23 protein-coding genes are annotated in these 22,732 nt (G+C 58.5%); 17 read left to right on the forward strand and 6 right to left on the reverse strand.

Annotation, left to right across the window (positions count from 1 at the left end):
- Positions 1 to 9: 9 nt before the first annotated feature.
- Together xth and erpA are read right to left on the reverse strand one after the other, a co-directional pair.
- Positions 10 to 816, reverse strand: a complete 807-nt coding sequence (gene xth / locus JZX87_RS10185; protein WP_206825302.1) for an exodeoxyribonuclease III — start codon at positions 814 to 816, stop codon at positions 10 to 12.
- Positions 817 to 910: 94 nt separating this feature from the next.
- Positions 911 to 1,240, reverse strand: a complete 330-nt coding sequence (gene erpA / locus JZX87_RS10190) for an iron-sulfur cluster insertion protein ErpA (protein ID WP_148146403.1) — start codon at positions 1,238 to 1,240, stop codon at positions 911 to 913.
- Positions 1,241 to 1,409: 169 nt separating this feature from the next.
- Here erpA and JZX87_RS10195 point away from each other — a divergent pair, with 169 nt between their 5' ends.
- From JZX87_RS10195 to JZX87_RS10255, 13 genes are all read left to right on the forward strand, one after another.
- Complete coding sequence (locus tag JZX87_RS10195) at positions 1,410 to 2,627, forward strand: deoxyguanosinetriphosphate triphosphohydrolase (protein ID WP_183821894.1); 1,218 nt, start codon at positions 1,410 to 1,412, stop codon at positions 2,625 to 2,627.
- Positions 2,628 to 2,690: 63 nt separating this feature from the next.
- Positions 2,691 to 4,448, forward strand: coding sequence for an arginine--tRNA ligase (gene argS, locus JZX87_RS10200; protein WP_206825303.1), 1,758 nt, complete (start codon positions 2,691 to 2,693; stop codon positions 4,446 to 4,448).
- Positions 4,449 to 4,513: 65 nt separating this feature from the next.
- On the forward strand, positions 4,514 to 7,507 hold the full coding sequence (locus tag JZX87_RS10205) for an SPOR domain-containing protein (RefSeq protein ID WP_206825304.1): 2,994 nt from the start codon (positions 4,514 to 4,516) through the stop codon (positions 7,505 to 7,507).
- A gap of 126 nt (positions 7,508 to 7,633) precedes the next feature.
- Positions 7,634 to 8,650, forward strand: a complete 1,017-nt coding sequence (nagZ, locus tag JZX87_RS10210; protein WP_206825305.1) for a beta-N-acetylhexosaminidase — start codon at positions 7,634 to 7,636, stop codon at positions 8,648 to 8,650.
- Between the two features lie 69 nt (positions 8,651 to 8,719).
- Entirely contained in the window at positions 8,720 to 9,523 is an 804-nt protein-coding gene (locus JZX87_RS10215) for a segregation and condensation protein A (protein ID WP_206825561.1), read from the forward strand.
- Positions 9,520 to 10,248 carry an SMC-Scp complex subunit ScpB gene (gene scpB / locus JZX87_RS10220; RefSeq protein ID WP_206825306.1) on the forward strand — a complete coding sequence of 243 codons (729 nt, stop codon included), beginning with the start codon at positions 9,520 to 9,522 and terminating at the stop codon, positions 10,246 to 10,248. Before JZX87_RS10215 ends, scpB begins: the two co-directional genes overlap by 4 nt.
- Positions 10,249 to 10,402: 154 nt before the next feature.
- Positions 10,403 to 10,615 (forward strand): twin-arginine translocase TatA/TatE family subunit, encoded by a 213-nt coding sequence (locus tag JZX87_RS10225; RefSeq protein ID WP_112507697.1) that lies wholly within the window; start codon positions 10,403 to 10,405, stop codon positions 10,613 to 10,615.
- A gap of 33 nt (positions 10,616 to 10,648) precedes the next feature.
- Positions 10,649 to 11,482 carry a Sec-independent protein translocase protein TatB gene (gene tatB, locus JZX87_RS10230; protein WP_206825307.1) on the forward strand — a complete coding sequence of 278 codons (834 nt, stop codon included), beginning with the start codon at positions 10,649 to 10,651 and terminating at the stop codon, positions 11,480 to 11,482.
- Positions 11,479 to 12,300: a twin-arginine translocase subunit TatC gene (gene tatC / locus JZX87_RS10235; protein WP_148146410.1), complete on the forward strand. Its 822-nt coding sequence runs from the start codon at positions 11,479 to 11,481 to the stop codon at positions 12,298 to 12,300. Before tatB ends, tatC begins: the two co-directional genes overlap by 4 nt.
- Positions 12,301 to 12,350: 50 nt before the next feature.
- Positions 12,351 to 13,631 (forward strand): serine--tRNA ligase, encoded by a 1,281-nt coding sequence (gene serS / locus JZX87_RS10240; protein WP_206825308.1) that lies wholly within the window; start codon positions 12,351 to 12,353, stop codon positions 13,629 to 13,631.
- A gap of 12 nt (positions 13,632 to 13,643) precedes the next feature.
- Entirely contained in the window at positions 13,644 to 14,414 is a 771-nt protein-coding gene (surE, locus tag JZX87_RS10245) for a 5'/3'-nucleotidase SurE (protein WP_206825309.1), read from the forward strand.
- 8 nt (positions 14,415 to 14,422) lie between these two features.
- Positions 14,423 to 15,064: a protein-L-isoaspartate(D-aspartate) O-methyltransferase gene (locus tag JZX87_RS10250; RefSeq protein WP_148146506.1), complete on the forward strand. Its 642-nt coding sequence runs from the start codon at positions 14,423 to 14,425 to the stop codon at positions 15,062 to 15,064.
- Positions 15,065 to 15,188: 124 nt separating this feature from the next.
- The gene (locus JZX87_RS10255) at positions 15,189 to 16,730 is read left to right on the forward strand and encodes a peptidoglycan DD-metalloendopeptidase family protein (protein ID WP_206825310.1); all 1,542 of its coding nucleotides are present in this window, start codon (positions 15,189 to 15,191) and stop codon (positions 16,728 to 16,730) included.
- Between the two features lie 132 nt (positions 16,731 to 16,862).
- Here JZX87_RS10255 and JZX87_RS10260 read toward each other — a convergent pair whose 3' ends face one another.
- Positions 16,863 to 17,735: an ATP-binding protein gene (locus JZX87_RS10260; protein ID WP_206825311.1), complete on the reverse strand. Its 873-nt coding sequence runs from the start codon at positions 17,733 to 17,735 to the stop codon at positions 16,863 to 16,865.
- Between the two features lie 182 nt (positions 17,736 to 17,917).
- On the opposite strand from JZX87_RS10260, the gene yajC reads away from it, so the two are divergent.
- From yajC to JZX87_RS10280, 4 genes are all read left to right on the forward strand, one after another.
- The gene (gene yajC / locus JZX87_RS10265) at positions 17,918 to 18,274 is read left to right on the forward strand and encodes a preprotein translocase subunit YajC (RefSeq protein WP_148146415.1); all 357 of its coding nucleotides are present in this window, start codon (positions 17,918 to 17,920) and stop codon (positions 18,272 to 18,274) included.
- A gap of 113 nt (positions 18,275 to 18,387) precedes the next feature.
- The gene (locus JZX87_RS10270; protein WP_206825312.1) at positions 18,388 to 18,774 is read left to right on the forward strand and encodes an Mth938-like domain-containing protein; all 387 of its coding nucleotides are present in this window, start codon (positions 18,388 to 18,390) and stop codon (positions 18,772 to 18,774) included.
- Between the two features lies 1 nt (position 18,775).
- Positions 18,776 to 19,630 carry a phytoene/squalene synthase family protein gene (locus tag JZX87_RS10275; protein ID WP_206825313.1) on the forward strand — a complete coding sequence of 285 codons (855 nt, stop codon included), beginning with the start codon at positions 18,776 to 18,778 and terminating at the stop codon, positions 19,628 to 19,630.
- A gap of 91 nt (positions 19,631 to 19,721) precedes the next feature.
- Positions 19,722 to 20,231: a hypothetical protein gene (locus tag JZX87_RS10280; RefSeq protein WP_286194408.1), complete on the forward strand. Its 510-nt coding sequence runs from the start codon at positions 19,722 to 19,724 to the stop codon at positions 20,229 to 20,231.
- Here the strand turns inward: JZX87_RS10280 and trmFO are convergent.
- The 3 genes from trmFO to JZX87_RS10295 form a co-directional block, all read right to left on the reverse strand.
- Positions 20,209 to 21,618, reverse strand: a complete 1,410-nt coding sequence (trmFO, locus tag JZX87_RS10285) for a methylenetetrahydrofolate--tRNA-(uracil(54)-C(5))-methyltransferase (FADH(2)-oxidizing) TrmFO (RefSeq protein WP_183821875.1) — start codon at positions 21,616 to 21,618, stop codon at positions 20,209 to 20,211. The two genes, JZX87_RS10280 and trmFO, sit on opposite strands and share 23 nt — an antisense overlap.
- 184 nt (positions 21,619 to 21,802) lie before the next feature.
- Positions 21,803 to 21,946 carry a DUF1127 domain-containing protein gene (locus JZX87_RS10290; protein WP_119940433.1) on the reverse strand — a complete coding sequence of 48 codons (144 nt, stop codon included), beginning with the start codon at positions 21,944 to 21,946 and terminating at the stop codon, positions 21,803 to 21,805.
- A gap of 315 nt (positions 21,947 to 22,261) precedes the next feature.
- Entirely contained in the window at positions 22,262 to 22,408 is a 147-nt protein-coding gene (locus JZX87_RS10295; RefSeq protein ID WP_112507721.1) for a DUF1127 domain-containing protein, read from the reverse strand.
- Positions 22,409 to 22,732: the final 324 nt, after the last annotated feature.

Raw genomic sequence — 22,732 nt, forward strand, 5'->3', positions numbered from 1 at the left:
CGTTGCGGATCAGGCTGCGAAATCGAATATGCCGACCACCGGAACGTGGTCGGATGGCTTTTCCCACGCACGCACGTGTTTTTCGATCGAGGTTGCCTTCAGCCGGTCTGCTGCTTCCGGTGACAGCAGCAGGTGATCGATGCGGATGCCGTTGTTCTTCGGCCATGCGCCGGCTTGATAATCCCAGAACGAATAGAGTTTGGTTGCGTCAGTCGTGGCGCGCACGGCGTCGATCAGGCCGAGATTTTCGAGCCTGCGGAAGGCCTCCCGCGTCTGCGGCAGAAACAGCGCGTCTGTCGCCCACACGGCCGGATCGAAGCAGTCATGCGGTTCCGGAATGACATTATAGTCGCCGGCGAGGATCAGTGGCTCTTCCAGCGCAAGGCAGGCTTCCGCATGGCGGCGAAGCCTTTCCATCCAGGCGAGCTTGTAAGGGTATTTCACCGGATCATCGGCCGGATTTCCGTTCGGAAGATAGATCGACGCGACCCTTATAACGCCGCCGGCAATAGAGAAAACGCATTCGATATAACGCGATTGCTCATCGAGAGTGCCATCCGGCCCTTCACCGCCCGGTAGACCGCGCATCACTTCGTCCGGCTTGATCTTCGACAGGATCGCGACGCCGTTAAAGCCCTTCTGGCCATGCGTTTCCACATGATAGCCGAGCGCTTCGATCTCGAGCCGCGGAAAGCCCTCATCAACCGATTTGATCTCCTGAAGGCAGACGATATCCGGTGACGAATCGGCGAGCCACTGGCGCAGGTTGTCGATCCGCGCCTTGACGCCGTTGATGTTCCAGGTCGCGATCTTCATGCGTCATCCACTTCATGTTCCTGATCGTCCCTTTTAGACGATCGGGCGCAGGAAGGAAGCCGGGTTGGATTCAAATGCCGGTCAGAAAAAAGGATCAGATGGAGAAGCTGGTACCGCAGCCGCAACTGGCAACCGCGTTCGGGTTCTTGATCTGGAAGGACTGCCCGAGCAGGTTGTCGACGAAATCGATCTCGGATCCGGCCATGTAAATCAACGACATGCTGTCGATCAGAACCTTGGCATTGCCGTTTTCGATGACGATGTCGTCTGCCTCCGGCGCCTCGGCCAGATCGAACTTGTAGGAAAAGCCGGAACAGCCGCCGCCTTCGACGGAGACGCGCAGTGCCTGCTTGCCGCTATCGGCCGAGACAATCTGGGAGATCCGCTTTGCCGCGGCATCGGAGAGGGTTACATTTTCAGTCATTTCGTGTCTCCTGCCGGGGTAAAGGCCCGGTGAGCTGCAGGTCGTGCCTGAACAACTCGAAGATTATTGTCACCGGCTTTGCGCACAGCCTCACTATAGGTATGAAGACGTGAACGGCACGTCAATGGGCCGGGCGGAACGGAATTGCAATGGAAATGCAGGTGAAGGCATGACGATCGATACCAGGACGCTCGGTTTCGGTAGCGGCGAGCGGGCGGTTTATGCGTCGGACCCTTGGAATTCCCGGGGGCGGATGTTTGCCGAAGATGGCAGTCTGACGCGCTCGGAGTTCCAGCGTGACCGCGACCGCATCGTCCACACCACCGCCTTTCGTCGCCTCAAGCACAAGACGCAGGTCTTCATCAGCCCCGATGGCGATCACTATCGCACCCGTCTCACTCACACGATCGAAGTCGCCCAGATCGCCCGCGCACTGGCGCGCGCCTTGAAGCTCGACGAGGACCTGGCTGAAGGCGTCGCACTTGTCCACGATTTCGGCCACACGCCGTTCGGCCATACGGGAGAGGACGCCCTCGACGAGGTGATGAAACCTTTCGGCGGCTTTGATCACAACGCCCAATCGCTGCGAATCGTGACCAAGCTGGAACGCCGGTATGCGGAATTCGATGGCATCAACCTGACCTGGGAAAGTCTTGAAGGTCTGGTCAAGCATAATGGTCCGCTGATGACAGCGGGAGGCGAAGGGCTGGACGGGCCTGTGCCGCAACCGATCCGCGATTATTGCGAACTCCACGATCTCGAACTGGCGAGTTTCGCCAGCCTTGAGGCTCAGGTCGCTGCGATCTCGGACGATATCGCCTATAATACTCATGACATAGATGACGGCCTGCGCTCTGGCCTGCTGACATTCGAGATGCTGGAAGATGTACCGTTTCTGTCCGGTCTGATGCGGCAGGTGAGGGCAAAATATCCACATCTTGAGCCGAGCCGCTTCGCCTATGAGGTGACGCGCCGGCAGATCACCCATATGGTCGAGGACGTGATCGGTGTGGCGCAGGCCAATCTTGCCGATATCCGCCCGCAAAGTGCTGCCGATGTCCGGACGGCAGGCCGGGTGATCGCAACCTTCTCGCCAGAAATGGCGCAGACGGATCAGCTGATCAAGAAGCTGCTGTTTGCCCGCATCTATCGCCATCCGGAGATTATGCGCATCCGTGCTGGCGCTTCCAAGATCGTCACCGATCTCTTCGAGGCCTACATGAATGACCCGACCTTGATGCGCAGCCACTATTGGGTGGATCATATTTCCGGGTTGAAAGAGGCCGCCAAGGCCCGTCACGTTTCCGATTATCTGGCCGGAATGACCGACACCTATGCCGTCCGCGTACATGGAGAGCTGTTTGACCAGACTCCCGATTTGCGCTAGGCCGACCTCCAAACACCACCGGCTTTACAAGAGCCCGCTTCGCATTACGCGTGGATACGAGACATGAATCTTTTTGCTGACTTCGATAATAGAATTAAGAACGCGCTGGAAACAATTGATATTATCAAGGAAAAGCGCAGTGAAATCGATTTCGGACGACTGACTGTCGAGCCGCCGCGTGACCAGAGCCACGGCGATGTGGCGACCAACGCAGCTATGGTCCTGGCAAAGCCGCTCGGCACCAATCCGCGCGCGCTTGCCGACCTGATTTCGGCAGCATTGCGCAATGATCCCGACGTCAGCGAAGTTTCTGTGGCCGGCCCCGGCTTTATCAATATCCGCCTTTCGACCGGCTACTGGCAGCGTATCCTTGGCTCGATAATCGAAGCCGGAACCGATTATGGTCGCTCGACTTTCGGTTCGGGCAAGAAGACCAATGTCGAATACGTCTCGGCCAACCCTACCGGGCCTATGCATGTCGGCCATTGCCGCGGTGCGGTGGTTGGCGACGCTTTGGCCAACCTCCTGTCCTTTGCCGGCTACGATGTCGTCAAGGAATATTACATCAACGATGCGGGCGGCCAGATTGACGTGCTCGCCCGTTCCGTTTTCCTGCGTTACCGCGAGGCGTTGGGTGAGGATATCGGCGATATCCCGGCCGGCTTGTATCCGGGCGACTATCTCGTTCCCGTCGGCAAGGAACTTGCTGCAGAGTTCGGCCCGCGGCTGCACAGCATGCCGGAAGAAGAATGGCTTCCGCTCGTCAAGGATCGTGCGGTTGACGCGATGATGGTGATGATCCGCGAGGATCTTGAGGCTCTGAACGTCCACCATGACGTCTTCTTCTCCGAGCGCACGCTGCATGCCGAAGGCGCCAAGCTGATCCGCGCGGCGATCAACGACCTTACCTTCAAAGGCCATGTCTACAAGGGCAAGCTGCCGCCGCCGAAAGGCCAGCTTCCGGAAGATTGGGAAGATCGCGACCAGACGCTGTTCCGCTCGACCGAAGTCGGTGACGATATCGACCGGCCGCTGATCAAGTCCGATGGCGCTTACACCTATTTCGCCGCCGACGTCGCCTACTTCAAGGAGAAGTACGACCGCGGCTTCGACGAGATGATCTATGTGCTCGGCGCCGACCATGGCGGCTATGTGAAGCGGCTCGAGGCGGTCGCCCGTGCCGTATCCGACGGCAAGGCGAAGTTGACCGTGCTTCTGTGCCAGCTGGTCAAGCTTTATCGCGATGGCGAGCCGGTCAAGATGTCGAAACGCTCCGGCGATTTCGTCACATTGCGCGAAGTCGTCGATGAGGTCGGTCGTGATTCGGTTCGTTTCATGATGCTTTACCGCAAGAATTCCGAGCCTCTGGACTTCGATTTCGCAAAAGTTACTGAACAGTCGAAGGATAACCCGGTCTTTTATGTCCAGTATGCACATGCGCGCTGCATGTCTGTATTCCGGCAAGCTAAGGATGCGTTTCCGGGTCTTGATATCGATTCGCTCGATCTGGCCTCGACCGTCGGTGAAATAACGGATCCGAACGAGTTGCAGCTGGTTGGAAAGCTCGCCGAATACCCGCGAATCGTCGAAAGCGCAGCGCTTTCGCAAGAGCCGCATCGCATAGCGTTTTACCTCTATGATCTGGCCAGCTTCTTCCATGCGCACTGGAATAAAGGTAAGGAACAACCTGAATTACGTTTTGTTAACGATAAAAACCGAGAATTGAGCATCGCCAGACTTGGGCTGGTGCGTGCAGTCGCTTCCGTATTGAGGTCTGGCCTCACAATTACGGGTACGGCTGCGCCGGAGGAGATGCGCTAAAAACGCCCTCATTTGCCCATATTGCTCTGGCAGAAGCGTAGTAATGTAGGTGAGTGGACGACGTCATGGCGGATAATAACCTTGCGCGTAGCCGGAATGATGTGCCGGAATTTTTTGCTGATGGTGATCCGTTGGCTGAACTGGCGCGGATCGTCGGTTATGAGGATCGGGTTGTTGCAAACCCGGCCCCTCCTGTTGCCGAGCCCGTAGCGGCAAGGCGGACCGATCCGGTCTTCAACCTTGAAGATGAGCTTCTCCGCGAGTTCGAGCGTTACGATGCGCCTCGGCTCGATCCTGTCGATGATCTGGTCGTTGCAGAGCCTTCGATCGCTGCGATGGATGATGTTTCCGTCGAGCCTGCGTTCGAAGGCAACCGGTTTGTTTCCGGTCTCGATCAGGCAACAGGCGAAGATCAGGCGCAGGCTGAAGGCGATCCGCTGGAGCCGTGGGCTTCAGACGACATTTCGCATGATGCCGTGGCTTCGAACGATGAAGCTTCAGCTTACGAAGCAGAGTTGGTCGATGGCGGCGATCGCGGAATTGCCAATCACGCTTACGTAGAAAGCCTTCCGGAACCCCTACCTACAGAGCCTGAAGAGGCCAGTTCGTGGCATGTGCCGAATGAGGCTGTCGATGCAGTTCCGGCGTATCAAGCCGCTTCGTTGGCGGATCAGGATCTGTCATTCGACGAATTCGATCTGGCCGCGGAATTGGAAACGTCCTTCGTTTCCACCCCGGTTGTCGCCCCCGTTGTTGCGGCCCAACCCCTGTCTGTGGAGGCTCAGTCGCCGCCGATGGATGCGAAACGTAAAGGGGCAGGATATACGCCAAGCTTCCGCATGCCTCTTGCTAACTTCCAGTCAGGCGCAGGAGTGGCTTCCCACCAGCGGACAGAGGCCAAAGTCGAATTGCAGGCTGCTCCGTCAAAGATTGAACCGGTTTCTTTCGATGGATGGAATGTTGCCGCGCCGGTGTCGGCTGCGGTTTCTGCCCCTGTCATCTCGGATTTGCCAATCCCCGCGATGGATCTTCCCCTTGCTGGCCCGGCTGAGCCGATTGCCGCCAAGGTTGCCGCACCTGTCGGGGAGGTCGCGCCGGATCTGCCGAAAGATCAGTTCGCTGATCTGGATGCCCTTCTTTCAGGCGTTGATCATTATTCGGTCTCCTCGCGCACTGTGGCTCCGGTCGTTGAGACCGTGCAGGTTCCTGTCGACAGCGAACTCCTGTCGCCGGCTCCCGCGCAGCCGCAGGTATACGCAGCTCCCACCGCGCCTGTTCCCTCCGAATCGGTCGACGAAGCCTCCGATCCCTTTGCCGACTTGGATTTCGAGTTGGCGCTTGACGCTCTGGAACTCGACCTAACGGATATGGTGGTCGAGGAGAATAGCAAGGTTGTTGCTCCCGTCGTTGCCGCTGTCGACCCCGAGGTCTCCGCTCCTGCCACGGTTGCTCCCATCGCACAGCCTGCTCCGGCGCCTGTTCTTTCTTCGGCCGCCGCCGCTCCTGTTTATGCTGCGGCCCCGGTATATTCCGCTGCGCCGGCATTCGACCTGGAGCCTGAAGACGACGTGCCGTTTGATCCGGCTCTCCTTTCCGAGCCTGAAGAACAGCCGGAAGCGATTGCAGAACTCGATGTGCCGACCCTTCCTGTAGAGGAGAAGGAAGAGCAGCCTGCTTATCGGAACGATTTCGATCTCGATATCGACGCGGAACTCGCCTCTCTTCTGGAGGCACCTGAGACTGCGGCATCGCTCCAGCGCGGAAGTGTCCAACCGCAGCTCGCGGCTGTTGCCGCAGCACCGGCTGCTCAGAAATCCGTTTACGCGGATCTGGATGATTTCGAGCGGGCCCTCGAAGAGGATTTCCGTCGCAGTCTTGCAACCCCGCTTACCGCCAATGAAAGTTATGCTCAGGCCGAAGACTATGAGCAGAATGTCGATGACGTCGAACAGCGTGGATCTTCGCGACGTTGGATTGCTCCTCTCGTTGCCGTTGGTCTTGTCGCCGTTTGCGGCGCGGGTGCCTTTGCATGGTTTGGAAACTCCGCGTCCGGTCTTGGCGGAAATGGTGAGCCGATGGTGATCGCTGCCGACAGCGAGCCGGTCAAGATTGCGCCGGCGAACCCGGGCGGCAAGACCGTGCCCAACCAGGACAAGGCCGTTTACGACCGCGTCGCCGGTGCAGGATCGGAAACTCCCAAGCAGCAGCAGCTGATTTCGAGCAGCGAAGAACCGGTTGACGTCGTCCAGAAGACTCTGATGCCGGATACCCTTCCGCTTGAAGGGGAAAACGACGTGCAGATGACCGACGTAGCAGAGACCGAGGATCCACGTCTTCTGCCGCAGGATCAGCAGCAGGCCGGTGAACAGCAGGCCGTCACGGTTATGCCGCGCAAGGTCAAGACAATGATCGTTCGCGCCGACGGCAAGCTGGTCGAGCAGGAAGTCGAACCTGCCGCTACGGCAAAAATCGCTGCGGCTCCGGTTCGGGCTGATGCTCCGGCACAGCAGACGGCTGCAGCCTTCCCGACCGCCGCCCCGGCTCCTGCCGCACCTTCGACAGGTATCGTTCCGGTCTCGGCCTCAGCCGATACTGTATCGACCATGCCGGTCGCCGCCCAGGCTCCGGCATCGATTGAGCAACTGGCGGATACCGCACCGGCTGCCGCCGTTCGGGCTCCCGTTCCGACCACCCGTCCGTCGACTCAGCCTGCCAATGTCGTCGCCAGTGTCAGTGATCAGGGCAATGTTCGCCCGGCAGCACCTGCCGCCGTCGCACCGGCTGCGCAGAATACGCAGGTGGCTTCGCTTGGCGAAGGTGGATACGTGATCCAGATTGCTTCACTGCCGTCCCAGGCCGATGCGCAGAAGTCCTACCAGAGCCTTTCGAATAAGTTCGGCAGTGTGATCGGTGGACGTGGCGTCGATATCAAGGCTGCCGAAGTTGCCGGCAAGGGGACTTTCTACCGCGTCCGTATCCCGGCCGGTAGCAAGGAGCAGGCTGTCGCGCTCTGCGAAAAATATCGCTCGGCCGGCGGCAGCTGCCTTGTGGCGCGATAAGACTTGATTCAGCCGAAACAGACGGGGCGCGCGGCGCCCCGTTTTCGTTAGGGCAATTCCAGCAAAATTGAAAAAAACGGTTTTGCGTCCGGAAATGCTCCAGATCATCACAGCGGGTAGTTTGATATGAGTGTTTCGAAATCCATGATTCTCGGCGCCAGCGGCGCGACTTTGACTGCCGACGAAATCTCGCTCTATCGTGATGAGCGCCCCTGGGGGTTCATTCTCTTCGCCCGCAACTGCATCGAACTTCCTCAGATTGCCGATCTCGTTGCCGCCATGCGTGACGCAGTCGGCAGGCCTGATGCACCGGTTCTGATTGACCAGGAAGGTGGCCGTGTGCAGCGTATCCGTCCGCCGATGATCGAGCGTTATCCTTCGGCCACCGCTCTGGGTGAAATCTATCGGCAGGACAGAGAAAAGGGCCTGCGCGCAGCTTGGCTGATGTCGCGCCTGCATGCCTTCGACCTTATGAAGCTCGGCGTGACCGTCGATTGCCTCCCCGTCCTCGATGTTCCTGTCGAGGGGGCGAGCAATGTCATCGGCGATCGCGCCTATGGGTTCGATCCGCAAACGGTAGCATCAATGGGCAAGGCAGCAGCCGAAGGGCTGAAGGCGGGTGGCATGCTGCCGATCATGAAGCATATGCCGGGCCACGGCCGAGGCATGGCCGATTCTCATCATGAACTGCCGGTCGTCACCGCTTCGCGCGCCGAACTCGAAGGTCATGACTTCGTACCTTTCGTCGCGATGAAGGACGAGTTGATGGCGATGAGCGCACATATCGTCTTCACCGCCTATGACGATCGCGATCCGGCAACGATTTCGCCGGTGGTGATCGAAGAGGTCATTCGCGGTCATATCGGGTTTGACGGCCTGCTGGTCTCGGACGACACATCGATGAATGCCCTGAAAGGCACGATCGGCGAACGTGCCGCACGAATCATGGGGGGAGGTTGCGATATTGTCTTGCATTGCAATGGCGTCATGGACGAAATGAAAGCGGTGGTGAAGGAAGTTGTGCCTTTGTCGGGTAAGGCTTTGCAGCGCGCCGAGGCCGTCGAGCGCGGCTTTGCAGCTCCCGATGCGTCCGACGAACAGGCGCTGCGTGCAGAATTTCACGAAATGATGGCGGTCGCCTGACGAGTTAGGGCTGCCGAACGAGAGAGGTGAACTGGTTTGGCGGGGAATTCGGGGCAGGGCGCCATTCCAATGGACAAGCTCTGGCAGGACGTGTCCGAACGTGCTGCCGACGACCCGGCATTTGTCATCGACGTTGCCGGATTCGAAGGTCCGCTCGATCTTCTCCTGCATCTCGCCCGTAGCCAGAAGGTGGATCTCTCCCGCATCTCCGTGCTCGCGCTTGCAGAACAATATCTTCTTTTCGTCGATAGCGCGCGGCGCGTGCGCATAGAACTCGCCGCCGACTATCTGGTGATGGCGGCTTGGCTTGCCTACCTGAAATCACGCCTGCTCATTCCTCAGCAGGTCAAGGGTGATGATGGCCCGACCGGCGAAGAGATGGCGGCGACACTTGCCTTTCGTTTGCGGCGCCTGGAGGCAATGCGGGAAGCGGCAAGCCAGCTTGTCAATCGCAACCGGCTGGGACGTGATGTCTTTGCCCGTGGCGCGCCGGAACATATTCCGCATCGCGTTCAATCCGCCTACGATGCGAGCCTCTACGATCTCTTGTCAGCCTACGCCAACCTTCGGCAGCGCACGGCGATCACCCAGGTCACGATCGAGAGGCGTAAGGTGTGGTCGCTGGTGGATGCACGTGAGTTGCTGACGCGCATGCTGGGCGAGATCGCTGACTGGACGGCATTGCAGACCTATCTGCTTCCCTATCTGCCGCCGGAGGATCGGGTGACGGCAACGGCAAGCGCCTTCGCCGCGTCTCTGGAACTCGTGCGTGAGGGTAAGCTGGAGATCCGCCAGGACGGCGCCTTCCAGCCGATTTATCTTCGTGGTGGCAACCGGCAGCGATCCGCCCAGTTGCCTGGAGGTGGCGAATGACGTCCGGAACCGACGGAATCGAAACCTTTTCGAACGCTGGTCACGATGTGGATGACGGTCATGCCGGGGGATTTTCGGACCTCGAAGCCGAGCGCATCGCCGAGGCACTGATCTTTGCCTCGGCCGAGCCTGTTCCTGAGCGATTTCTGGTCGATAGACTGCCGCGCGGAACGGATATCCCGGCGCTTTTGGGCCGACTTGCAGAAAACTATGCCGGCCGGGGCGTCAATCTTGTCCGCATGGCAGATTGCTGGGCCTTCCGCACGGCTCCCGATCTTTCTTTCGTTATCCGCAAGGATGATAACGAGGTCAGAAAGCTGTCGCGTGCAGCGCTCGAAGTGCTGGCGATCATAGCCTATCATCAGCCTGTCACCCGCGCGGAGATCGAGGATATCCGTGGCGTTCAAACCTCCAAAGGTACGCTCGACGTGCTGATGGAGGCCGGCTGGGTTCGTTTTCGCGGTCGCAGGCGATCGCCCGGTCGCCCGGTCACGCTCGGGACTACAACGGATTTTCTCGATCATTTCGGTATCGAGGAACTGCGTGATCTGCCTGGACTGGAAGAGTTGAAGGGTGCCGGCCTGTTGAGCGGCCGTATACCCCCGGGGTTCCATATTCCCATGCCGGGTGCGGATACTGATCTGTCGGATGAAGAAGATCCAATCACTCAGCTTGATCTTGAGGAACTTGGTCTGCTGAGCCCTGGCGGTGCTTCGGACGATTAGTTTTCGCAATTTATCGCAGAGCGTGTATCGGCGGCCAATGATCTCGCATGGCGCTAACGAGCGCGTGATTAGCGATGTATCATGCAAATTTGCTGTTTGAAAAAGCGCCACAAAGCGCTTACATCGAAGACTAATTCGAATTGGAGTTGGACTAATGGGTTCTTTCAGTGTGTGGCATTGGTTGATCGTTCTGGTCATCGTGCTCGTCTTGTTCGGGCGTGGTAAGATTCCGGAGCTGATGGGCGACGTCGCAAAGGGTATCAAGAGCTTCAAGAAGGGCATGACCGACGAGGACGCTCCGGAAACGACCACTGCGAAGACCGTCGACCACAAGGCTGACGAGGCGAAGGAAACCACCCGGTCCTAGTGGAACGGGTAGGGGCTTCAGGAGCTTCGTTGCATGTTTGATATCGGTTGGACCGAACTGCTCGTCATTGCGGTCGTACTTATTGTTGTGGTCGGTCCGAAGGATCTGCCACCCATGATCCGCGCATTTGGTAAAATGACAGCCAACTTCCGCAAGATGGCTGGTGATTTTCGCACGCAGTTCGATGAAGCCTTGCGTGAGGCGGATATGGATGACGTCCGCAAAACCATATCGGATGCGCAAAAGCTTAATCCGACAAATGCCCTGCGTGATGCTATCAATCCGCTGAGGCAGATGGGGCAGGATATCAAGTCGGACCTGCAGAAGGCGACTCAGATTCCCAGTCCTCTCGCCGAAAACACGACCGAATTTTCACCGACAGATGCTGAGGCGCAGCAGTCGATCGAAGGGGCCGAGCCGATTTCTGCTGCTCCTGAAGTTCCGGCAAGCGTCGAGCCGGCAGCCGCTGCAACAGCTGCTCCTACGGCAGTGGCCGCAAATACGGTGTCAGCCCCGGTAACGCCGGTACCCGTTGTTGCCGATGCGAAAAACCTCGCTCAAGCTGCGCCTGTGGCTGCGACGCCGGCCAAGGTAGAGGCTGCCGTTGCAAAACCTCGTGCACCCCGCACGTCGGTGGTGAAGGCCGGCGGAGAAGCCAAGGTGCGCAGCAAGTCTTCCAAGAATTCCGCGGGTTCCAGCAAGACGATTGCAGAAATCGCACCTGTGGTTGAAAGGCCCAAGCGGGCCAAGGCCGCGCCGAAGAAGACTGTCGAAACCGCATCCGTTGCCGTTGAGGCACCGGTTACCAAGGCGCCCGCCCGCAAGCGCACGCCCAAAAAGACTGATACTCCGAAGGACGAAGCATGAGCGACTACGAGGACAAGCCGCAGCCGCTCATCGAACACCTGATGGAGTTGCGCACCCGACTGATGTGGTCGATCGGCGCCTTCTTCATCGCTTTCGTCGTCTGCTTCTTCTTTGCCAAGCAGTTGTTCAACCTGCTCGTCATTCCCTACAAATGGGCTGTGGTTTGGGCGGGGCTGGATATCGCCAAGTCCGAACTGATCTACACCGCCCCACAGGAATTCTTCTTCACCCAGGTGAAGGTCGCGATGTTCGGTGCATTGGTGATCGCTTTTCCGGTGATCGCGTCGCAGATCTACAAGTTTGTCGCGCCCGGCCTCTACAAGAACGAGCGATCTGCATTCCTGCCGTTCCTGATCGCATCCCCGATCCTGTTTCTTCTGGGCGGCGCACTGGTCTATTTCTTCTTCACGCCGATGGTGATGTGGTTCTTCCTCGCGATGCAGCAGGCGCCGACCGAAGGTGAAGTCGGTATTTCGCTTCTGCCGCGCGTGTCGGAATATCTCAGCCTGATCATGACGCTGGTCCTGTCCTTCGGTCTGGTCTTCCAGCTGCCGGTCGTCACCACTCTGCTCGCCCGCGTCGGTCTGCTGACAAGCGACTGGCTGAAGGAAAAGCGCAAGTATGCGATCGTCATCGCGTTCATTGCCGCAGCAATCCTGACGCCGCCGGATCCGATGTCTCAGATCGGTCTTGCTATACCGACCATCCTTCTCTACGAGATTTCCATCTATGCCGCGCGACTCGTCGAGCGCAAACGCAGTGAAGATTCTGAAACTGCAGAATCTTCCTCGGAAGTCGCCGAGACCGATAAGGCTTGAGGATTTTCCTGGCCTGATGCGCGCGGCGTCTCGCGTTGAAGGCTAGGATTATGCTTGATATCAAATGGATTCGTGAAAACGAACAGGCACTCGATGAGGCGCTCGCCAAGCGTGGCGCCGGGCCGATGGCCGCTGAACTCGTGGCGATGGATGAACGTCGCCGCAGTATAATCCAGAAGCTTCAGGACATGCAGTCCCGCCGCAACGCCGCCTCCAAGGAGATCGGCGCTGCCATGGCGCAGAAAAATCTTGAACTGGCGGACAAGCTCAAGATCGAAGTCGCCGAGATCAAGGAAACCATGCCTGCCGCCGAGCAGGAAGAGCGCGAAGCGATCGCCGCGCTTGACGATGCGCTGTCGCGTCTCCCCAATATTCCCTTCGATGACGTGCCGGTCGGCAAGGATGAGCACGACAATGTCGTGAAACGCGTCGTTGGTGAAAAGCCGCGCTGGAACCATCCGGCGAAGGAGCATTTCGATATCGGTGAAGCGCTCGGCTACATGGATTTCGATCGCGCCTCGAAGCTGTCGGGTGCACGCTTCACGGTTCTGACCAGCCAGCTCGCCCGTCTTGAGCGGGCGCTTGGCCAGTTCATGCTCGACATGCACACAATGGAGCACGGCTATACGGAAGTCTCCTCGCCGCTGATGGTGAAGGCGGAGGCCATGTATGGCACCGGCCAGTTGCCGAAGTTCGAGGAAGACCTGTTCAAGACCACTGACGGCCGTTATCTCATCCCGACGGCCGAAGTGACGCTGACCAATCTCGTTTCGGCCGAAACGCTTGAGCAGGAAAAACTGCCGCTGCGCTTTACCGCGCTGACGCCGTCCTTCCGTTCGGAAGCAGGTTCTGCCGGCCGTGATACGCGCGGCATGCTGCGCCAGCACCAGTTCTGGAAATGCGAACTGGTTTCCATCACCGATGCGGAAAGCGCGATCGCTGAACACGAGCGCATGACGGAATGCGCCGAGAATGTTCTGAAGCGTCTGGGCCTGCATTTCCGCACCATGACGCTTTGCACCGGCGATATGGGCTTTGGCGCTCGCAAGACCTACGACATCGAGGTCTGGTTGCCGGGACAGGACACCTATCGCGAAATTTCGTCCTGCTCGGTCTGCGGCGATTTTCAAGGCCGTCGCATGAACGCGCGCTATCGCGTCAAGGACGAGAAGGCGCTTCGTTTCGTTCATACGCTGAACGGTTCGGGTACTGCCGTCGGTCGCTGCCTGATCGCGGTTCTGGAAAATTACCTGAACGAAGACGGTTCCGTCACAATTCCTGATGTGCTTCTGCCCTACATGGGCGGCCTGACCAAGATTGAGAAGGCATAAGGATATATCACGATGCGCATTCTGCTCACCAACGATGACGGTATCCACGCGGAAGGTCTCGGCGTCCTGGAACGGATCGCACGGACGATTTCTGACGATGTCTGGATCGTTGCGCCGGAGACGGACCAGAGCGGTCTTGCGCATTCGCTGACCCTATCTGAGCCGCTTCGGCTGAGGAAGATCGACGATCAGCGTTATGCACTGCGCGGCACGCCGACAGATTGCGTCATCATGGCCATCAGCGAGATCATGGGCGGCAAGCCCGATCTCGTCCTGTCTGGTATAAACGACGGTGGCAACCTCGCGGACGACATCACCTATTCCGGTACGGTCGCTGGTGCGATCGAGGGGACGCTGCAGGGCGTGCGTTCGATTGCGGTCAGCCAGGCGGCGCGCAAGGAAAATGGCCGTTTTACCCCATGGGAAGTGGCCGAAACTCATGCTGGTGATCTTATTCGCAAGCTGATGACGGTGGAGCTTCCGGATGGAACCTTCCTCAACGTCAACTTCCCGCATTGTGCGCCGGAAGAGGTACAGGGTGTCGAGGTAACGTCGCAGGGCAAACTCGATTTCGGCCTGATGATCGATGCGCGAGAGGATGGTCGCGGCCGACCCTATTACTGGCTGAAATTTTCGGAGCGGAAAGGAAATTTCCGTGACGGCACGGATATCCAGGCGCTTAAGGAAAACAAGATTTCCGTAACGCCGCTTAAGCTGGACCTGACCGATTATTCGGTCCAGGATCGTTTGGCTTCCGCGCTGGGAGCAGGAGTTGCCGGTTGAAAACTGGGATGGTCGAAAAAGAAGGATTTGCTGCACTCGTCCTGCGCCTGCGGGCTGAGGGTATCTCCGATCTGGATCTTCTGACGGCCGTGGAGCAGACACCTCGTTCCCAGTTCGTACCAGCTCCGCTGGCCGAGGAGGCCTATTCCAGCCGCACGATCCCGATCGATTGCGGTGCCTTCATGGAAGGCGCCGACCTCGCTGTGCGCCTTCTGCATCGTCTGCAGGTAAAGCCTGGTCATCGTGTGCTCGAAATTGGCACAGGTAGTGGGTTCACCGCTGCGGTGATGGGGCGAATTGCCGAGCGCGTGACGACCGTCGAGCGTTACCGCACGCTGGTTACGGCAGCCAACGCCCGAATGGACGCACTGAGTCTTCGCAACGTCATCATTCGACAGGCGGACGGTAGCAACGGCCAGCCGGGTGAGGGAACTTTCGACCGCATCCTGGTGACTGCCGCATTTACCACTTTACCGCGGTTTTATGCCGAGCAGCTCACGCATGGCGGCTCCATGATCGCTCCGCTCATCCTTGATGACGAGACCTGCCTCATGACGCGTCTGACCAAGACCGGCAGCCGTTTCGAGCGTGAGGATCTGTTCCCGGCCCCCTATCTTCCGCTTGTTCCGCACGTGGCCGAAGCTCTCTGAGCTTGGCTGGCATGGTTAGCAATTTGACAAAATACCGACTTTTGGTGCGGCGCCTTAACCTGCCAGTAAGACTAACAGGTTTTAATGATCGTCATGATGGTGGCGTCATGAGTAGGTCGAGTCAATGCGTTTCAAGAGTTCATCCAAGTTCGGTACATCCGTTGTAAAGTTCGCAGCGGCAGCCTTGCTGGCCAGCGCTGCGACCGGTTGCAGTTCAGACGCTACGCGTTTTTCCGGTCTGTTCGACGGTACGGACAATATGACCACGGCATCCATTCCTCAGCGGCAGGGAGGTGGTGCATACGGTCAGGCTCCGGTTCCGCGTGGTGACGTGTCTTCGTCTCAGGGCATGCAGCCGCAGTACGGTTCGAATAACGTTGCTTCGTCTCCGTCTTATCCGCCTTCGGGTGGCTATTCGTCGCCGGCGCGCGTCGCTTCCGCGCCTTCGAGCGTTCAGCGTTCGGAGCTGTCTGCTCCAAGCAGTCTTCCTCCGGTGTCCGGCTCCGATTCTTCGACGCGCCAGCAGGCCATGGCTCAGCCATTTCCGCAGCAGTCGAACACGGCTCCGGTTCGTGGTGCAGACAACCTGACAACCGGCACGGTCAAGCCGATGTCCGGCTGGTCAACGGTCAATGCGCCGCGTGTCACGCTGAGGCCAGGCGAGTCGGCCAAGACATTGGCAAACCGTTATGGCGTTCCTGAAAAGGAAATCCTGCGGGCAAATGGCGGTACGCTCGCAGCCGGCCAATCGGTCGTAATTCCGACCTTTGGTCCTGCGCGCAATACTGCCAAGACTGCCGCTGGCGATATCGATCTTCAGAACAATGCACCTGCGCCGGAAAACCAGTCCGAGCAGAAACTCGCTGTTCTGCCGTCGCGTGACAAGTCGCTGGCGGAGCCGGGCAAGATCACGCCTCCCGGCGGCAAGCCGCTTGGCGGCACATACACCGTCAAGCCCGGCGACACGCTGACCAAGATCGCCCGCGAAACTGGCACATCGGTCGACGCGCTGAAGGCTGCGAACGGCATGACCGATGGCACCGTTCGCATCGGCCAGACGCTAAAGGTTGCCAATGGCATGACCGACCCTGTTCGCACAGCCTCGGTTCCGCAGAAACCTGCCGAGCCTATGCAAGCAGCGCCGAAGGCTGCAGCTCCGCAGCAGCCGGCTGTCGCCAAGGTTGAGCCTGCCGTAGCAGCACCGTCCAAGCCTGCCGCTGCAGAAAATGCATCGCTCAGCGAAGTCGAAAAGAAAGCTGATGTTGCGTCTGTCGCCCCACAGTCCACGGGGATCGAGAAGTACCGCTGGCCGGTCAATGGCGCGGTCATTGCCGGCTACGGCTCCAACGTCAATGGCAGCCGCAATGATGGTATCGACATCTCGGTTCCGGAAGGCACGCCGATCAAGGCAGCCGAAAACGGTGTCGTTATCTATGCAGGCAATGGCCTGAAGCAACTCGGCAACACCGTGCTCGTACGTCACGACGACGGCAAGGTCACCGTGTACGGCCACGCCAGCGCGATCAACGTCACCCGCGGCCAGAAGGTTACCCGCGGCCAGACGCTGGCATCCTCGGGTATGAGCGGCGACGCACAGCGTCCGCAGGTTCACTTCGAGGTGCGTAAGGACGCAACGCCGGTCAATCCGAATACCTACCTTGAATAATGTAGTGCGTTTCAAGGGGACAACGAAAAAGCCCGGCTCTGCCGGGCTTTTTTGCGTTTTTCGCTTGATTTCAGTAGAAGCGGCAGCCGTGGTGTGTCCGGAATTATGCCTTGGCGATCGAGTTCTGTGACGTCATGTGCGATCCAGCGGCTTGCGCAGTCGGCCGGCGAGATCCTGAATGTATTGCCAGGCCACACGACCCGAACGGCCCCCGCGTGTCGTTGCCCATTCCAGTGCTTCGGCGTGAAGTGTTTCTTGACCCAGGCCCAGGTTGAAATGCGCTGCGTATCCGTCGATCATTGCCAGATAATCGTCCTGGCTGCATTTGTGGAAGCCGAGCCACAGGCCGAAACGATCTGAAAGCGAGACTTTTTCTTCCACGGCCTCGGACGGATTGATGGCCGTCGACTGCTCGTTTTCCATCATGTTGCGGGGCAGGAGATGGCGACGGTTGGACGTTGCATAGAAAAGCACATTGTCCGGTCGCCCTTCTATGCCACCGTCGAGCGCGGCCTTAAGCGACTTGTAGGCGGTGTCGTCATGATCGAAAGACAGGTCGTCGCAAAAAAGGATCACGCGCTGCTTCGATGATTTGAGAATGTCCAGAAGGCCGGGCAGTGAAGCGATATCCTCGCGGTGGACCTCTACGAGTTTGAGGGATGAGCCGGTTGCCACACGCACATCTTCATGCACGGCCTTGACCAGCGACGATTTGCCCATGCCGCGCGCGCCCCATAAAAGCACATTGTTTGCCGGATATCCTTCGGCGAAACGAAGCGTGTTTTCATGCAGGATATCGCGCACATGATCGACACCGCGGATCAGCGTCAACGCGATACGGTTCGGCCGCGGCACTGGCTGGAGCTTCAGGTTGGATGGCACCCAGACGAAGCAATCTGCGGCATCCCAGTCGTTGACTGCGGGAGGCGGTCCCGCAAGACGTTCGACCGCATCGGCAAGGCGCCTTATTTCGGCAAGCACCTGTGCGTTAATGTCCTCGCTCATGACGCTGCCCTTCCTTTTCCTCTGTTTCGGGCCGGGTAACACGCTCGTCATTGCATAGAAAGGCTTTGAGCCGTGGATTCGGTACGCAAATTGCCGCTTTCTGTTGCATTCCGGGCCATCGCAACTATATTCCGGCGGCTTGAACGGGGGCGGGGAGTCTCCGGTAGTTTTAGGAGTTCTCGATGTTCATTACCGAAGCATTCGCCCAGGCGAGTGGCGCAGCAGCCCCCTCGGGCACCGATTCCATCCTGCAGATGGTCATGCTGTTCGCACCCCTGATGGTGGTGTGGTATTTCTTTCTCATCCGTCCGCAGCGTGCTCAGGCCAAGAAGCGCAAGGAAACGCTTGATAACATTCGTCGTGGCGATCAGGTCGTTCTCGGTGGCGGTATCACGGGCAAGGTAAGCAAGGTCATCGACGACAACGAACTGGAAGTCGAAATCGCCGAAGGCGTCAAGATCCGCGCCCAGCGTGCCTATATCGCCGAAGTCAAGGTAAAGGGCGAACCGGTCAAGACCGAATCTGCTCCGACCAAGTAAGCGGCACGATAACCGGCTTGCTCGAAAGTCGGCTACCTGATTGCCCGGATCGTTTCTGTCCATCGGACGGAGGCTTGATCCGGGCAAAGTTGTTCTGGAAGGAAGCCATGCCAATGGCGAAAGGCATCGAAATCCGAGACGCTCATTTTCCGGGCCGCGCGCCGATCGATGCCTACGGCAATGGTGGTTTCCGTTTCGCTGACATGTCCCATCGCGGCTCCATTCTATGCTTGCCCTCTGGCATTCATGGCTGGGACATGCGGGAGGGCGATCCCCTGACGATCGCCTCTCTAGAGCGCGTACTGGCCGATGCATCCGGCATCGAAGTGCTGCTGATCGGCGCAGGGGCCAACCTCAGGCCTATACCCGCTGACGTGAAAGCTGCGCTGAAGTCCAGAGGCATCTCTTCCGATCCGATGAGCACCGGTGCAGCCGTGCGCACATTCAACATCATGCTGGCCGAATCCCGTGCTGTCGCGGCGGCTCTCATCGCGGTTTGACATGACCGATACCCTTTCCGAAAACGGCGCGCTTTGCCTCTCCATGCTGCGAGAGACGGACCGCGACCGGTATCTGGCCTGTCTTCTTTCGCCTGAAGATAAGCGGGGTGCGCTTGCCTCACTTTATGCGTTCAATGCGGAAATTGCCCGCGTTCGCGACGTGGTGCGCGAGCCGCTTCCCGGCGAAATCCGACTGCAATGGTGGCGGGATCTCTTGGAAGGTGGAGCCGCAGGAGATACCGGCGGCAATCCGCTCGCCGCTGGTCTGTTGGAGACCATAGACCGTTATCGTTTGCCACGGCAAACACTGGTCGCCATGACAGAGGCACGCATCTTCGACCTCTATGACGATGCCATGCCTGACCAAAACGCGCTGGAGGGCTATTCGGGTGAGACTGCATCGGCTTTGATCCAGCTTGCTGGTCTTGTCTTGTCACCCGAAGATGCGACTCAATCGGCCGATGCTGCCGGGCATGCTGGCGTGGGACAGTCGATAGCCGGCTTGCTGATGCTTTTGCCGATCCATAACCGCAGGCGGCAGATCTATGTCCCGCTCGATATCCTTTCCGCAACAGGCCTTGATCGTGACGGCTTTTTGGCCGGCGAGGACAAGTTGCGCATCTCGGCAGCGATCGAGGCTTTTTCCGGCCTGGGGTTGGAGCATTTGCAAAGGGCCCGCCATGCAGGGCCGATCGCCAAGCCACTTTTTCCGGCCTTTTTGCCTGTCTCTCTGGCGGAGCACATCTTGAAGCGGGCCAGAAAACTGGGCGCTTCGGCGCTTTTCGGTGGCTTGCAGCAACCGCAATGGCGTCGCCAGATCAGCATGATGAAAGCGACGCTGCTTCGCCGCTTCTGATGCGACATAACACTCGCGCAAGCCTCGCACGCTAGGCACTATGCAACCCAAAAACCTGCCCCCCAAACCTTCCATGCCTAGGAGAAGCGGTTTGAGTGCCCTTATCATCTGGATCACGATCGTTGCGCTGATTCTCGTTCTCGTTTTCTACATAAGGCGAATTGCCCGTAGGAACGACGAACAGGGGCGTTACGATCTCGGGACCGCAATCCTCGAATTCGGCCGGGCCTTTCCGGAAGAAGCGATTCGCAGCCTGCATGGCACAAAGGATGGTGATGTCTTCGTTCGCCTGCATAACGACAAGACGGGCTTCATGCGCAATCGCCGCAACCATTATGCCTGCCATCTCATCCAGCCCGGTCGAGTGCGGATCGTTCCCTTGGCAAATGCTAAAGGGTTCGTTGCTGAATTTCTCGATGCACCAACATTGAATGGCGAATTTGTATTCGTGAAGGAAAGTGAAGCAGCCGAAGTTTCTCTCTGGCTGCTCGACAATTATGTCAGCGTTACAGGTAAAATCAGCGACGACGGCCAGCCGGATGGCGGGCGTGAAATGGCCGCCGCCGATGGTGATGCCTCTACGCCAGACCGAGCCAATTAGCGCAATCTTTCAGCGCCCGCGCCGACAATAACTGCCGTTTCATAACGGTCTTGTCCTTGCCACGAAAACGTTTGACGCCTTCCGGCTTGACGATCGAGCCGGGCTCGAGTTCTGGAAAAAGGCCGAAATTGATATTCATCGGCTGGAAGGATCGTTTGCCGGGCTCCTCATCATGAATGAGGTGGCCACCGGTGATGTGGCCGAGAAGCGAGCCAAAGGCTGTGGTGGCAGGAGGTGGCGCAAGCGGTTCCCCCTTCCGCTCGGCAGCCGCAAATCGTCCGGCAAGGAGGCCTATCGCGGCGCTTTCCACGTACCCTTCACAGCCGGTGATCTGGCCGGCAAAGCGCAAGCCGGGCCGGCTTTTCAACGTCAGTGATTTGTCGAGCAGGATCGGCGACTGAATATAGGTGTTACGGTGAAGGCCGCCGAGCCGCGCAAACTCGGCATTCTGCAGGCCGGGTATCATGCGGAAGATCTCTGCCTGCGCGCCGTATTTCAGCTTCGTCTGGAAGCCGACCATGTTGTAGAGTGTGCCAAGCGCATTGTCCTGGCGCAGCTGCACGACCGCATAGGCCTTCACCGTCGGGTTATGTGAATTGGTGAGGCCCATCGGTTTCATCGGTCCGTGGCGCAAGGTTTCGCGGCCGCGTTCCGCCATCACCTCGATCGGCAGGCAGCCATCGAAATAGGGTGTTCCTTCCCATTCCTTGAACCCGACCGTATCGCCGGCGATCAGGGCGTCGACAAAGGCGTCGTACTGATCCTTGTCGAGTGGGCAGTTGATGTAGTCTTTGCCGTTGCCTCCAGGGCCGACTTTGTCGTAGCGCGACTGGTACCAGCATGTATCCATATCTATCGAATCGCGATGGATGATGGGTGCGATCGCGTCGAAAAAGGCGAGCTGGTCTTCACCCGTCTCCGCCTGGATGGATGCGGCAAGCGAAGGCGAGGTGAGGGGGCCGGTGGCGACCACTGCCAGGTCCCATTCCTTCGGTGGCAGTCCCTGGATTTCTTCTCGGAGAACTGTGATCAGCGGATGGCTGGAAATTGCGGCAGTGACCGCATCCGAAAATCCGTCGCGGTCGACGGCAAGAGCGCCACCCGCCGGAACCTGATGCTTGTCGGCCGAGGCGATGATCAGCGAGTTCGCAAGTCGCATCTCTGCGTGGATCACGCCGACGGCGTTGGCTGTCGCATCATCGGAGCGGAACGAATTGGAGCACACCAGTTCGGCAAGGCCGTCTGTTTTATGGGCATCGGTGCCGCGAACGCCGCGCATCTCGTGCAGGATGACCGGGATGCCGGCCTGTGCGATCTGCCAAGCTGCTTCGGAGCCGGCAAGGCCGCCGCCGATCACGTGAATGGGGGAATAGGATGTCTCTGTCATGGGCCGCGTCATTATCACGACAAGCTGCCGACAGGAATCAAAAAGCACTTCATTCGAAGTCAATTTGGCGCCTGAGGCGAACTAGAATCAAAAAGGCACCTGAGAAGGTGCCTTTGATCATCCTTGGGCATTTCAGCCGCTAGACTTGTTCCTCCGGCGGTTGGGATACCGCCCCCGTCAGGGATTAACGGAACGAACGAGCAGCGATGTTACGGATATCGTAACGGGTCAGGCCGATGTCGGAGAGGGCCTGGTTCGACAGATTGCCGAGTTCGTTCATCGTGCGGCGGTAGCTGACCCAGTTCTTTGCGATGCGGATCGGGTTCATGGTGGTTTCCTCAAGTCGTCTTTTTCCCGGCGCTCGTTATCGGCTCCGGCGATGTGCTTCTTATACGACCGAATAATAAGAATGTGCAGTGCAAATTATGTGCAACTGCCATGCATTTGTGCGGTGAATTGTCGCTTTTCTGGGCGATGGGCGAAAAATGAGCTGAGGATTTGCGCTATGGCAATTCTAGCAAAAGACAGAGCGATTTCGCGTTTCAACAGCAGGCGAAAAGGCTTCCAGGCAATAATGAACTGCACAAACGAAAAACGCCTCCCGAAGGAGGCGCTTTCGACCGACTGGAGAGTCGAGGTTTTATTAGAAGCCGACTGCAGTCCGAGCTACGCGGCGGATGTCTGCACGGCCGATGCCGAGGTCACCCAGTTCGCGGTCGGTCATGCGGCCGAGCTCGGAAACGGTTTCGCGGTACTTGCGCCAGTCGCTGAATTTCTTTGCGATGCTCATTGTGGGGATCCTTTGCCCTGTGGGCGTAATATCCGCCCTCTTCATCTGCTAATCGTTTTAAATGTTCTTCTGCACAAAAAACAGCGCCCGTTACGTATGCCACCTATGCGTCTGGCGCATTGCGATATGGAGGTGCGTGGCTCTGGTATGTTCGGGTGATGGAGACACTGCTGAAACAAATAACGCCCACCGGGGGAGGAGGTCCGGTGAGCGTCATATGGATGACCGGCGAATGGGAGGAGGAGTCTCGCCGGTCTGTACGGGACAACGCTGGGAGGAGGAGTGCGCGCCCCGAATGTCTTGCGGGGAAAACCCGCCTTTAAA

Origin of the sequence: Agrobacterium sp. Ap1 (genome assembly GCF_017313375.1) — a bacterium.
GTDB classification, from domain to species: Bacteria; Pseudomonadota; Alphaproteobacteria; order Rhizobiales; family Rhizobiaceae; genus Neorhizobium; species Neorhizobium cellulosilyticum.